Below are 12,483 nucleotides of genomic sequence, written 5' to 3' on the forward strand. Positions count from 1 at the left end.
CATCCCGGTTACTGGATCATTCCGGGCTCTTCGAGGGAGCGCAGCACCTCGATGACGCTGGCGATGTGGTCACGCATCGCCTCCTCCGCGGCTTTCGGGTCGTGGTCCCGGATGGCCGCGATGATCCGCTCGTGCTGCGGCAGCGACACGAGCGGACGGCCCGGCAGCAACGAGAGCATGAACTGGTGCCGGGCCAGCTGCGCGCGCAGCGTGTCGATCAGCCGGTCCGCCGTCGCGTGCCCGGCGATCGTGCGGATCAGCGCGTGCAGCCGCACGTTGAGGTCGCTGTAACGGCGGAACTCGCCGGACTCCACGGCGCGGCGCATCAGCAGCCCGATCTCGTCGAGCTCGCTCGCCCGGTCCTCGGTGACCCGCTCGGCGGCCTGCGCGGCGACCAGGCCCTCAAGGACCATCCGCACCTGAGTGATCTCGATGGTCTCGGCGAGGGAGATCTTGCGGACCTGCGCGCCGCGGTTGCGCTGGATCTCCACCAGGCCCTCACCGGAGAGGTCCTGGAGGGCGAGCCGGATGTTGAACCGGCTCACGCCGAACCGCTCGATCAGCTGAGCTTCGACGAGGCGTTCGCCCGGCATGTACTCACCCGCGAGGATCGCCTTGCGCAACTCGTCACGAGCGGTCGCCTTGTCCTTCCCCTCGTCGGTCCGCCGGGGCCGTGACCGTACCCCGGTGAGGTTCTTCTCCGCAGACATGTAGTTCCCGTCGCTGGTGTGCCGACCCGCAAACCCGGTGACCGGTACGATACCGCGCCCCTCGCCCGGCGCGACGACACTGCTGACCAGACCCGTCGGACATCGACTGCTGTTGTCAACAATCAGGGACGGTTGCCCTATGCCGGACCATGAGCTGGGAGGATGATCGTGCTTTTCGTCGACAGCCCTGATGACAAGACCTGCCGCCCGGCGCCTCACCTCCGGTCGGTCCCGGCGGGCGCGGGCGCGGGTGCGGGACGGGCGCTAGGCGAGGAAGTCCACCATGGCGGTCGCGAAGGCCGGCTCCCGGACCGCGCCCAGGTGATCCCCGCCGGTCACCGTCAGCTGAGCGCCGGAGATCGCCTTCGCCAGGATCTCGGGGCGGGCCGCCAGCACGTCGTCGCGGCCGGTGACCACGAGCGTCGGCGCGGTGATGGTGTCGAGCGGGATCGGGTCGGCGTGCATCCGGGCAGCCTGGGCGGCGAGGGCCGCCCGGTCGCCGCCGACCGCGTCGATGAACGCCCGGAACCCGGCCGCCGCCGGGTTCCGGATCGTGGCCGGGTCCTCGGCGTGCAGCGCCTCGCGCAGCGGGTCCGGCCCGATCACCCGGGTGTCGACGCCACCGAGCTCGACCACGGCGGCGCCCACACCGCCGATCACGAGGCGCCGGATCCGGGTGTCCCGGGTAGCGGTGATCAGTGAGACGACCGCGCCCATCGAGTAGCCGACCAGGTCCACGGCGGGCTCCCCGAGCAGGTCGAACAGCATGATCAGGTCGTCCGACATCCGAACCTCGCCGTAGAACGACGGATCGTGCGGCTTGCCGGAACGGCCGTGTCCACGGGCGTCGATCGTCACCACGCGACGGCCGGCGCCGGTCAGCGCGTCGACGACACCCGTCAGCACCCAGTTGGTGAGCCCGTTCGCGATGAAGCCGTGGTGCAGCACCACCGGCGGCTGTGACGAACTCCCCTCCCAGGTCTGGTAGTAGATCTCGACGCCGTCACTGGCCTGGAAGCTGGGCATGTGTGCGCGTTCCCTTCTGGAGCGGATGCAGCCACAGGGTAGAACTCGCCACCATGATCAAGCATCGGTGAGATCGCCAGCCCGTGGCTTCCGCGCTAGATTGCGAGTGAGCATCCCGTCACTCAATAGGGGGATTTCCGGACTGTGACCCCCACACAGTTGCGCGCCTACTCCGCCGTGGTCCGATTCGGTTCGGTCAAGCTGGCCGCCGCCCAGCTGGCCGTCTCCGAGTCCGCGGTGTCCCTGCACATCGGCCAGCTGCGCAAAGAGCTCGGTGACCAACTGTTCTCGCGGTCGGCGAACGGGCTGACCTTCACGCCGGGCGGCCTGCGCCTGGCGAGCCGGGCCACCGAGATGCTCGGCCTGCAGGACATCACGATCCTCGAGGTGAGCGCCGCCGGCCAGGGGCGCCGCCTGCTGCGGGTCGGCGCGTCAAGCCTGTTCGGCGAGCACGCCGCGCCCGGTCTGATCGAGCTCTTCGCGAACCGGGCCGCCGACCTCGACCTGGAGCTCAGCGTGCGGAACCCGGGGTCGTTCACCGAGGCGCTCGTCGAGCGCACCGTCGACATCGCGATCGGGCCTCCCCCGCCGCTGGCGGACCCGGCGGTGACGTCACGCCCGGTGATGTACTACCGGATCGTCACGGTCGCCTCCCCCGACCATCCGCTCGCCGGCACCCAGCCCAGCCTGCGCCAGCTGCGCGAGCAGACCTGGCTGCTCGGCCCGTCCGCGGTCGCCGACAGCGGCGCGATCCGCACCCTGGTCCGCCGGATCGGCGTGCCCGACGACCGCCAGCAGATCTTCCAGAGTCACGCGGCCGCGCTCGAGGAGGCGAAACGGGGACGGGGTGTCGCGCCGGCACTGTCGTTCGCCGTCGCGCCGGAGGTCCGCAAAGGACATCTGGTGAGCTTCCGCGGCGGCCCGGCCAGCCTGGAGGAGGTCTGGCACTCGATCACCCTGGCCGAGCCCGCCACCCCGTCGGCCGCCGCCGAGCTGGCCCGGTTCGCGTCCACGCCACGGGCGATCCAGGCGATGATGCGCGGCACCGGCATCAGCAAGACTCGTTTCCGCCCGTCGGTGCACGTCACGCTCTGGAGCTGAGCTCTTCCAGACACGCTCTTCCAGACACGCCGCGGCCAGCGAACGTCACGCTGTGGAGCTGAGCTCTTTCAGACACGCCGCCAGGTCGGCGAACGTCGCGGCCGGCATCAACCGGTCGCAGAACGGCAGGGCGGCGGCCATGGCCGCCACGCGCGGGGTGAAGCCGGGCGCGCCGGCGCGAGGATTGAGCCACACTATCCGGTACGCCCGTCGCCGCAGCCTGGCCATCACGGACGCCATCATCTCCGGCGGATCACTGTCCCACCCGTCCGACGCGATGATCACGATCCCGCCGCGAAGAGCATTCCCGTGGTACGAGTCGAGCAGGCCCCGCAGATTCCCGGCGATCCTCGTCCCGCCGAACCGGTCGGTGACCGCCGCACCGGCCACCTCCACCGCATCCGCCGCCGACGCGTTCCGCAGCATCGGGGTGAGCCGGGTCAGCGTCGTCGCGAACGCGAACACCTCCGCGTCGGCCACCAGCGCGAACGCCCGCATCATCTGCAGGTAGGCGGCCGCCTGCGCCCGCATCGACTCGCTGACGTCGCAGAGCAGCACGACCCGCCGCGGCTCGCGCACCGGCCGCTGCCGGACCACGGTGATCGCCTCCCACCCGGTGCGCCGGGCCCGGGCGATCGTGGGCCGCAACGCCACCCGCCGCCCGGCCGGGTCCACGGCGTGCCGCCGGGTGCGCCGCTGCGGCCAGCGGGCCAGCGCGGCACGCAGGTCCTCGCCGAATGCCCGGATCTGCGCCGCGTCGAGTTCTTCGAACGGCCGGTCGGCGAGACCGGCGAGGGCGCTCGGACGCAGCTCCGGCACCCGCAGATCGGAGTCCGCATCGCCCTCGTCGGCCGCCACCACCGGTGGGAGGGTCGCCCAGGGCAGCCCGTCGCCGGCGGCCGTCCCGTCCCCGCCCGCCGGAAGCTTCACGTGCACCGTGTCGTCGCGCCGGCCGGGCTGGCCGGCCGTCCGGTTCAGCGGCAGCGACACGACGTCGTCGAAAACCGCCGCGAAGACCTCGTCGAAGACGGCGAGGTCGGCGTGCCGGCGGACCAGGGCGATCCGCGCGGTCCAGTAGAGCGTGTCGCGGGCCGCGGGCGGGCTGACCGACAGAGCCCGGACCAGGTCGTCGGTCTCGGTGATCCCGGCGCCCAGCCCGGCGCGGCGCAGCCGGGCCACGAACGCGACAGCGAACGCGGCCCGGTCCGTGCCACGCAGCAGCACCGGCGCGGAGTCGGCGGCGGTCACGCGGCGGCCCGCGAACGCCGCTCCCGGACGTGGCGGCTTACGGAACGGCGGTCCCGGACGTGGCGGCCCATGGAACGGCGGTCCCGGACGTGGCGGCCCACGGAACGGCGGTCCCGGACGGAGTCGGCGGCGGTCATGGCGGCGTCAGGGGCGGGCGACGGCCCAGATGATCACGGCGGCGACGGCGGCGACGCCGACGACGACCGGGACGGCCCGCTTGTAGATCGATCCTCCGGCGACCTCCAGCAGGTCGAGCGCCTCCGGCTCCGCCGACTCGATCTTCCGCTCGGCGGCGACGGGTACCGCAGACGCGGTCGCCGCGGCCGGGGCGCCTTCGGCCAGCTCGGCGCCGGGGACGTTGAGCGGGGCGATGGGATCCGGGGTGCCGGCGGCGACCTCGGTGCGGCCGGCGGCGGGCTCGACGGTCCCGGCCGAGGGATCCGGCACCGCCACATCCGACTTTTCCGAAATGTCGGAGGTCTCGCCGCTGGGCGTGGCCGGGGCGACCCCGCCCAGGGCCACCGCGGTGTCCGGCGCGGTCGCGACAGCCGCGGCGGAGGGAGCAGCGTCGGCCCCGGCCGACGGAGCGGCATCCGCCTCAGCATTCGACCCAGCGGACGAAGCCGGCCCGGCCGAGGAAGCCGGCCCGGCCGAGGAAGCCGGCCCGGCCGAGGAAGCCGGCCCGGCCGAGGAAGCCGGCCCGGCCGCAGCCGCGGCCTCGGCTGCCGGCTGCGCGCCCGCGTCGTCGGCGGCCAGTTTCTTCTCCAGGTTCGCCACGAACTGGGCCAGCAGCTTGCCGGACACCTCTTTGATCATGCCGCTGCCGAACTGGGCCAGCTTGCCGCTGATCTTCAGGTCGGTCTCGACGTTGACCCGCGTGCTGTCGTCGCCGGACGGGACGAGCCACGCCGTCACGACGGCCGCCGCGTTGCCCGCGGACCGGGCGTCGCGGCCCTTCGCGTCGATCACCGCGCGGTAGGCGTCGTCGTCCTTCGACGTGAACTGGGCGGTGCCGGTGAAATCGGAGATCACCGGGCCGACCTTGACCTTGACCCGGCCCCGGTAGACGGCGCCCTCCACGCCGGTGAGCTGGGCGCCGGGCATGCACGGCGCGATACCCGGAAGGTCGGTGAGCACCCGCCAGGCGCGGTCGATCGGGGTGTGCACGAGGAACTCGTTAGTGATCTTCATGAGCGGGTCTCCTGGGAAGCGGCTCCGGCGACCAGGTCACGGTCGTCAGGGGTCTTGGCGATGGTGCCCAGCGTGCGCAGGATGTCCGCGCCGGCCAGCTCGGTCACCCCGAGCACGGCGAGGGCGGACACCCAGTCGATGGTCTCGGCGAGGCCGGGCGCCTTGTCCAGGTCGAGCCGGCGCACCGTGCCGATGAACTCGGTGGCGTTGCGGATCAGGGGCGCGGACGCGCCCGGGACCGCGCGGCGCACGATGGCGGCGGCGCGTTCGGCGGCCGGGAACTCGATCCAGTGGTAGAGGCAGCGGCGCCGCAACGCGTCGTGCAGGTCGCGGCTGCGGTTCGAGGTGAGCACCACGATCGGTGGCCGGGTGGCGGCGAACGTGCCCAGCTCCGGGATCGTGATCGCGGCCTCGCCGAGGAACTCGAAGAGCAGCGCCTCGAACTCGTCGTCGGCCCGGTCGATCTCGTCGATCAGCAGCACCGGCGGGGTCGGACCGGCGTGCCGGACCGCGCGCAGGATCGGCCGTTCCTGCAGGAAGTCGGCGGTGAACAGGTCGGCGTCCCGGATCGACGAGCCGTGCGCCTCGGCGAGCCGGATGTGCAGCAGCTGGCGCTGGTAGTTCCACTCGTACAGCGCTTCGCCGGCGGTCAGGCCCTCGTAACACTGCAGCCGGATGAACGGGGTGTCGAGCGCCTGCGCGAGTGCCTTGGCCGCGGCGGTCTTGCCGACGCCCGGCTCGCCTTCGAGCAGCAGCGGCTTGCCGAGCCGCAGGGACAGGAAGATCGCCATCGCGAGGCCGTCGTCGACCAGGTAGTTGACGTCGTCGAGCCGCTGGACGACCTCGTCAGGATTGTTCACAGGACCTCAGCAGCCGCTCATAGTCTTCCTGGGTGTCCACATCGATCGGCGCCGGGACGTCCGCGACGCGGCGCACGTCGGACGGGCGGACGCCGGGCTGGTCACCGTCACACCGGTACCTCGATCACCGGGCCGCCAGGAACTTTTTCCGGCAGCCGGGGCAGCAGAACCAGTAGTTCTCGCCGTCCACCACGCCGTGCGGCGTCTCCGGCCCGATCGTCACGGTCATCCCGCAGATCGGGTCGATCGCGGTGGCAGCGGGCGTCTCCGGGACGACCGGCCCGATCGGCCCGACCGGCAATGCCGGACCGGCCACGGACTCCGGCTCCTTGGCGAGCGCCGCGGCCTCCCCGTGCGTCGCCGCATGGCTGGAAGCCGCCTTCTTCGCGGCGGCGAGACCGCCGACCCGCATCTCGCGGACGATCTCCGCGAGCACGGCAAGAGCAACTTCCTTGGGGGTACGGGCACCGATGTCGAGCCCGGCGTGCGGGCGGATCCGCTCCCGCTCGTCCTCGCTCAGCTCCATGGCGTCGAGCACCACGGCCGCCCGCTTGTGGCTGGCGACCAGCGCGATCAGGCCGACACCGGCGTCCAGCGCACCGCGGATCGCGCGTTCCTCGTCGCGACCGAGACCGGCCACGACAGCCGCGGTCACGCCAGCATAGGTGCCGGACGGGGCGATTTCGAAGTCCAGGAAGGCGGCCAGTTCCGCGACAGCCGTACCGATGGGGGTGTTTCCATCGACCGCGACCAGCGGTTTCGGCAGAACCGGACGCAGAAAGATCTCGATGGCTCCCCCACTGTGACAGGGATTGACGACGACGAGCGCGCCGGGCGTCTCCGGGAAGTCCGCCGCGTCCTCCGGCAGCACCCGCAGCAGCACGGTGTTGCCGTCGCGCAGCGTGGTCATCGCGGCGGCCCGCACCGACGTCTCCGCGCAGGACCCGCCGACGAAGCCCTCGATCGAGCCGTCGGCCAGGATCACCGCGTCGTCGCCGGCCCGCGCCGAGGTCGGCTCCTGGGCGCGGACCACCGTCGCGTGCACGAACGGCTTCCGCGCGTCGGTCAGTTGACGCGCCCGCTCGGCGGTGCTCGTCGTCGTCATTCTGAGCGAACCTCCTAGATCGGCGGGGTGGCCTGGCCGCGCATCGCGTCCCACACCCGGGACGGGGTGAGCGGCATGTCCGCGTGCCGGATGCCGAACGGCTTGAGCGCGTCGACGACCGCGTTGACGATCGCCGGCGGCGAGCCGACGGTGGCCGACTCCCCCACGCCCTTCGCGCCGATCGGGTGGTGCGGCGACGGGGTGACGGTGAAGCCGGTCTCCCAGTCGGGCACCTCGAGGGCGGTCGGGATCAGGTAGTCCATCAGCGAGGCGCCGAGGCAGTTGCCGTCCTCGTCGAAGGAGATCATCTCCATCAGCGCCATGCCGACGCCGTCGGTGAGGCCGCCGTGCACCTGGCCCTCGATGATCATCGGGTTGATCCGGGTGCCGCAGTCGTCGACAGCGATGAAGCGGCGGACCTTCACCTCGGCGGTGCCCGGGTCGATGTCGACCACACAGATGTACGCCCCGTGCGGGTAGGTCAGGTTCGACGGGTTGTAGCAGATCTGCGCCTCGAGGCCGCCCTCCATGCCGTCCGGGAGGTCGCCCGCGCCGTGCGCCCGCATCGCGATGTCCTGGATCGTCACCGACTTGCCGGGATCGCCCTTCACCTGGAAGCTGCCCTTGACCCAGTCGATGTCGGCGACCGAGACCTCGAGCATCGCGGACGCGATCAGCTTCGCCTTGTCCCGGACCTTGCGGGCCACCAGGGCGGCCGCCGCGCCGGAGACCGGGGTGGAGCGGCTGCCGTACGTGCCCAGGCCGAACGGCGTGTTGTCGGTGTCCCCGTGCACCACGTCGATGTCCGCCGGCGGGATGCCCAGCTCCTCCGCGATGATCTGCGCGAAGGTCGTCTCGTGGCCCTGGCCCTGTGTCTTCACCGAGAGCCGCACCACGGCCTTGCCGGTGGGGTGCACCCGCAGCTCACAGCCGTCGGCCATGCCCAGGCCCAGGATGTCCATGTTCTTGCGCGGGCCGGCGCCGACCGCCTCGGTGAAGAACGAGATGCCGATGCCCATCAGCTCGCCCTTGGCGCGCTTGAGGGCCTGCTCCTTGCGCAGGTCCTCGTACCCGGCCATCTCCATGGCGAGGCGCATGGTGGGCTCGTAGTCGCCGGAGTCGTACACCCAGCCGGTCTTGGTGGTGTACGGGAACTGGTCGGGCTGGATGAAGTTCTTCAGCCGCAGCTCGGCCGGGTCCATCTCGAGCTCGTACGCGAGCACGTCGACGATCCGCTCGACCAGGTAGACGGCCTCGGTGATGCGGAACGAGCAGGCGTACGCGACACCGCCCGGCGCCTTGTTCGTGTAGACCGCTGTCATCTTGCAGTGCGCGGCCAACAGGTCGTAGCTGCCGGTGAAGACGCCGAAGAAGCCGGCCGGGTACTTCACCGGGGCGGCCGTGCCGTTGAACGCGCCGTGGTCGGCGAGCACGTTGGTCCGGATCGCCAGGATCTTGCCCTCAGCCGTGGCCGCGATCTCCGCCCGCATGATGTAGTCCCGGGCGAAACCGGTGCTGATCAGGTTCTCCGACCGGTCCTCCATCCACTTCACCGGCTTGCCGGTGACGATGGAACCGACGATGGAGTGCACGTAACCGGGGTAGATCGGGACCTTGTTGCCGAAGCCGCCGCCGATGTCCGGCGCGATCACCTGGATCTTGTGCTCGGGGATGCCGGCGACGATCGCGTAGAGGGTCCGGTGCGCGTGCGGGGCCTGGGTGGTCGACCAGAGCCGCAGCTTGCCCTCGATCGGGTCGAAGTCGGCGACCGAACCGCACGTCTCCATCGGGGCCGGGTGGACCCGCGGGTAGACGATGTCCTCCTTGACGATCACGTCCGCCTCGGCGAAGACGCGGTTGGTCTCCTCCTCGTCGCCGGTCTCCCAGTCGAAGACGTGGTTGTCGGTCTTGCCCTCGAGGTCGGTGCGGATGATCGGGGCGTCCGCCTCGAGCGCCCGGCGGACGTCGATCACCGGGTCGAGCACGTCGTACTCGACGTCGATCAGCTCCAGGGCGTCCCGCGCCAGGTACCGGTCCTCGGCGACGACGAACGCCACCTCCTGGCCCTGGAAACGCACCTTGTCGGTGGCGAGCACGGCCTGCACGTCGTTGGAGAGGGTCGGCATCCACGCCAGGCCGAGGCCCTTGAGCGTCTCACCGGTGACCACGGCCTTCACACCGGGCGCCGCCTCGGCCGCGCTGGTGTCGATGCTGACGATTGTCGCGTGGGCGAACGGCGAGCGCAGGATCGCCAGGTGCAGCATGCCGGGCAGCTGCACGTCGTCGACGAACCGGCCGCGGCCGCGCAGCAGGCGCGCGTCCTCCTTGCGGAGCATCCGGCCGAAGCCGACCGGCTTCTGGTCGTTGTCCTCGAACTCGGTTTCGCGTCGCTCGCTGACCGTCGTCATTTGCTCGCCGCCTCATGCACTGCTGTCCAGCGGACAGAACGGACAATGGAGGAGTAACCCGTACACCGGCAGATCTGGCCCGAGATGGCCTCGCGGATCTCGCCCTCGGTCGGGTCGGGGTTCTTGTCGAGCAGGTGGCGGCAGGTCATCAGCATGCCCGGCGTGCAGAAACCGCACTGCAGGCCGTGGCACTGCCGGAAACCCTCCTGGATCGGGTCAAGCTCCGCGCCGTTGGCGAGACCTTCGACGGTACGGACCTCGCGCCCGCCGGCCATCGCGGCCAGCACGGTGCACGACTTGACCGGCTCGCCGTCCATCCAGACCACGCAGGTGCCGCAGTTGCTGGTGTCGCAGCCCCAGTGGGTGCCGGTCAGACCGAGTGTGTCGCGCAGGAAGTGCACCAGCAGCAGCCGGCCCTCGATCTCCTTGGTGTACTCGACACCGTTCACCGTCACGGTGACCTGCATGCTCAGCTCCTCGCCCGCTCGACGGCCGTGCGCAGGGTGCGCCGCGTCAATTCCTCCGCCAGGTGGCGCTTGTAGTCGGCGCTGCCCCGGGTGTCGGTGACCGGGTCGCAGCTGCGAGCCGCGATGGCGCCGGCCAGCTGGTAGAGACTCTCGTCCGGCTCGTGGCCCCTGAGCTGGGCCGAGATCTCGGGAATGCCCGTGGTGTTCGGCCCCACCGCGGCCAGGCCGACCCGCGCGTCGACGATCTTGCCCCCGTCGATCCAGACCGCTGCTCCGGCGCTCACCACGGCCCAGTCACCGGCGCGACGCTCGACCTTCGCGTAGGCGCTGCCGGATTTATGCGATTTAACCGGAATGCGGATCTCGGTGAGGATCTCGTTGTCCGCGACGGCCGTCTCGTACGGGCCGACGTGGAACTCTTCCATGCTCACCACGCGCTCGATCCCGCCGGGACCGCGGATCACGCAGCTCGCGTCCAGCGTCGTGCAGACCGCCGACAGGTCCTCCGACGGGTCCGCCTGGCAGAGCGAGCCGCCCAGCGTGCCCCGGTTGCGCACGATCGGGTCGGCGATCACCCGCTCCGCGTCCCGGAAGATCGGGAACACCTCGGCCAGGGCGTCCGACTCCAGCAGCTCCCGGTGCCGGGTCATGGCACCGATCCGGACCTCGTGCCCGCCGAGGCGGATGTACCCCAGCTCGCCGTGCAGATCGTTGATGTCGATGAGATATTCGAAGTTCGCCAGCCGCAGCTTCATCATCGGCAGCAGGCTGTGGCCGCCGGCCACCAGCCTCGCCGAGCTTCCGAGTCGCTCCAGCAGTCCAATGGCTTGATCTACGCTCGTGGCACGTTCGTACTCGAACGGAGCCGGTACCTGCACCCTGCACCTCCCGCGAATTCGCGCCGAACCCTCGCGTGGCTTCCGTCCAATGTCAACAGTGACCTAAGACTTCCCTTAACTCGCGTTTGACTCGACCGCGAAGATCACGGAAGGTGCGTGGATGCGTGACATCGTCGACGGCCTGCTCGCCTGGCGTGCCTCGGGAACCGCGTTCGCCCTGGCCACGGTCGTCAACACGTGGCGTTCAGCGCCCCGGCAGCCCGGCGCGGCGATGGCCGTCAACGCGTCCGGCGAGGTGATCGGCAGCGTCTCGGGCGGCTGCGTCGAGGGCGCCGTCTACGCCGCCGCGCAGGAGGTCCTCCACACCGGGAAAGCACAGACCCAGGTGTACGGGGTGAGCGACGGCGACGCCCTGGAAGTAGGACTGACCTGCGGCGGCACGATCGAAGTGATGATCCAGCCGTCCGCGGCGCTCACCGCGATCGACGACGTGCTGGCCGCCGTCGCCGCCGGCCGCCCGGTCGCCACCGTGACCGTCCCCGGCGCGCAGCTGGTCGTCTGGCCGTCCCGCCCCGGCGACGCACCCGGCGGCCCGGCTCCCCTCCCAGCCGGCGGCCCGGCTCAAGGCTCAGCGGGCGGCCGGGGTCGGGTCGAGGGGACCCTGGGGGACGCCGAGCTGGACCGGCAGGCCGCTCAGCAGGCGGCGGGCCTCCTCGCGCACGGCCGTTCCGCGATCGTGCAGGCCTGCGAGCGCGAGGTCTTCGTCCAGTCCTACGCGGCGCCGGCCCGCATGATCGTCTTCGGCGCGATCGACTTCGCCGCGGCGGTCGCCCGGATCGGCAAGTTCCTCGGCTACCAGGTCACCGTCTGCGACGCGCGAGGCGTGTTCGCCACCCCGGCCCGCTTCCCGGACGCCGACGAGATCGTGGTCGAGTGGCCGCACCGGTACCTGGAATCCACCGAGGTCGACGAACGCACCGTGCTGTGCGTGCTCACCCACGACCCGAAGTTCGACATCCCGCTGCTGGAGGTCGCGCTGCATACCCCCGCCCGGTACATCGGAGCGATGGGCAGCCGGCGCACCTGCGAGGACCGGCTGCGGCGCCTGCGCGAGGCGGGCGTGTCCGAGGCGGCGCTGTCGAGGCTGCGCGCCCCGATCGGTCTGGACCTGGGTGCCCGGACCCCGGAGGAGACAGCGGTAGCCATCGCCGCCGAGATCGTCGCTCTGTCGTGGGGCGGTTCCGGAGCCCCGCTGACCGACTTGACCGCCCCCATCCACGGCACCTGACCAACCGCCACAGCGCAGCCAGAGCAGGTCACAAACCCGGATTTCATGCGCCAGCTACGGCTCGGACTCGCGAGCCGCGCCCGAGCCGTAGCCCACGCAGGCAAAACGACACGATGACCTGCCTGCACTACGGCCGGCGACCCCGAGCCGTAGCTGTGAGTATGTTTCTTGTCTTCGGTGTTCGGGTTGACTCGAGCCGTAGCTGGCGCTGGTGCCTTGCGTGGGAACTGTCGCCTGGAA

The 12,483-nt window shown here is 71.1% G+C and carries 11 protein-coding genes; 2 read left to right on the forward strand and 9 right to left on the reverse strand.

Annotated elements, in window-relative coordinates:
- Positions 1-8 precede the first annotated feature (8 nt).
- Positions 9-710, reverse strand: coding sequence for a GntR family transcriptional regulator (locus AB0F72_RS31145; protein ID WP_360438581.1), 702 nt, complete (start codon positions 708-710; stop codon positions 9-11).
- Between the two features lie 264 nt (positions 711-974).
- A complete protein-coding gene (locus AB0F72_RS31150; RefSeq protein ID WP_360438583.1) occupies positions 975-1,736 on the reverse strand; it encodes an alpha/beta hydrolase in 762 nt (253 codons plus the stop codon).
- 144 nt (positions 1,737-1,880) lie between these two features.
- On the opposite strand from AB0F72_RS31150, the gene AB0F72_RS31155 reads away from it, so the two are divergent.
- Positions 1,881-2,837: a LysR family transcriptional regulator gene (locus AB0F72_RS31155; protein ID WP_360438586.1), complete on the forward strand. Its 957-nt coding sequence runs from the start codon at positions 1,881-1,883 to the stop codon at positions 2,835-2,837.
- Positions 2,838-2,882: 45 nt separating this feature from the next.
- Here the strand turns inward: AB0F72_RS31155 and AB0F72_RS31160 are convergent, their stop codons facing one another.
- From AB0F72_RS31160 to AB0F72_RS31190, 7 genes are all read right to left on the reverse strand, one after another.
- Complete coding sequence (locus AB0F72_RS31160; protein WP_360438589.1) at positions 2,883-4,085, reverse strand: VWA domain-containing protein; 1,203 nt, start codon at positions 4,083-4,085, stop codon at positions 2,883-2,885.
- A gap of 144 nt (positions 4,086-4,229) precedes the next feature.
- Positions 4,230-5,276 carry an SRPBCC family protein gene (locus tag AB0F72_RS31165; protein WP_360438592.1) on the reverse strand — a complete coding sequence of 349 codons (1,047 nt, stop codon included), beginning with the start codon at positions 5,274-5,276 and terminating at the stop codon, positions 4,230-4,232.
- Positions 5,273-6,136: a MoxR family ATPase gene (locus tag AB0F72_RS31170; RefSeq protein WP_360438595.1), complete on the reverse strand. Its 864-nt coding sequence runs from the start codon at positions 6,134-6,136 to the stop codon at positions 5,273-5,275. The genes AB0F72_RS31165 and AB0F72_RS31170 overlap by 4 nt, the downstream gene beginning before the upstream one ends.
- Positions 6,137-6,260: 124 nt before the next feature.
- The gene (locus AB0F72_RS31175; RefSeq protein WP_360438598.1) at positions 6,261-7,241 is read right to left on the reverse strand and encodes an XdhC family protein; all 981 of its coding nucleotides are present in this window, start codon (positions 7,239-7,241) and stop codon (positions 6,261-6,263) included.
- Between the two features lie 14 nt (positions 7,242-7,255).
- Complete coding sequence (locus AB0F72_RS31180; RefSeq protein ID WP_360438601.1) at positions 7,256-9,649, reverse strand: aerobic carbon-monoxide dehydrogenase large subunit; 2,394 nt, start codon at positions 9,647-9,649, stop codon at positions 7,256-7,258.
- Positions 9,646-10,116 carry a (2Fe-2S)-binding protein gene (locus AB0F72_RS31185; protein WP_360438604.1) on the reverse strand — a complete coding sequence of 157 codons (471 nt, stop codon included), beginning with the start codon at positions 10,114-10,116 and terminating at the stop codon, positions 9,646-9,648. Before AB0F72_RS31185 ends, AB0F72_RS31180 begins: the two co-directional genes overlap by 4 nt.
- Positions 10,117-10,118: 2 nt before the next feature.
- On the reverse strand, positions 10,119-10,994 hold the full coding sequence (locus AB0F72_RS31190) for a xanthine dehydrogenase family protein subunit M (protein WP_360438607.1): 876 nt from the start codon (positions 10,992-10,994) through the stop codon (positions 10,119-10,121).
- A 121-nt stretch (positions 10,995-11,115) separates the two neighbouring features.
- Between AB0F72_RS31190 and AB0F72_RS31195 the strand changes: the two genes are divergently transcribed.
- On the forward strand, positions 11,116-12,243 hold the full coding sequence (locus AB0F72_RS31195) for an XdhC/CoxI family protein (protein ID WP_360438610.1): 1,128 nt from the start codon (positions 11,116-11,118) through the stop codon (positions 12,241-12,243).
- Positions 12,244-12,483 lie beyond the last annotated feature (240 nt).

It is taken from the genome of Actinoplanes sp. NPDC023936 (assembly GCF_040639325.1).
Lineage (GTDB): Bacteria > Actinomycetota > Actinomycetes > Mycobacteriales > Micromonosporaceae > Actinoplanes.

Excerpts from the sequence above, each read along its gene's own strand:
- AB0F72_RS31145 (WP_360438581.1), bottom strand. The coding sequence starts at position 710 with ATGTCTGCGGAGAAGAACCTCACCGGGGTACGGTCACGGCCCCGGCGG.
- AB0F72_RS31150 (WP_360438583.1), bottom strand. The coding sequence starts at position 1,736 with ATGCCCAGCTTCCAGGCCAGTGACGGCGTCGAGATCTACTACCAGACC.
- AB0F72_RS31165 (WP_360438592.1), bottom strand. The coding sequence starts at position 5,276 with ATGAAGATCACTAACGAGTTCCTCGTGCACACCCCGATCGACCGCGCC.
- AB0F72_RS31175 (WP_360438598.1), bottom strand. The coding sequence starts at position 7,241 with ATGACGACGACGAGCACCGCCGAGCGGGCGCGTCAACTGACCGACGCG.
- AB0F72_RS31180 (WP_360438601.1), bottom strand. The coding sequence starts at position 9,649 with ATGACGACGGTCAGCGAGCGACGCGAAACCGAGTTCGAGGACAACGAC.
- AB0F72_RS31185 (WP_360438604.1), bottom strand. The coding sequence starts at position 10,116 with ATGCAGGTCACCGTGACGGTGAACGGTGTCGAGTACACCAAGGAGATC.
- AB0F72_RS31195 (WP_360438610.1), top strand. The coding sequence starts at position 11,116 with ATGCGTGACATCGTCGACGGCCTGCTCGCCTGGCGTGCCTCGGGAACC.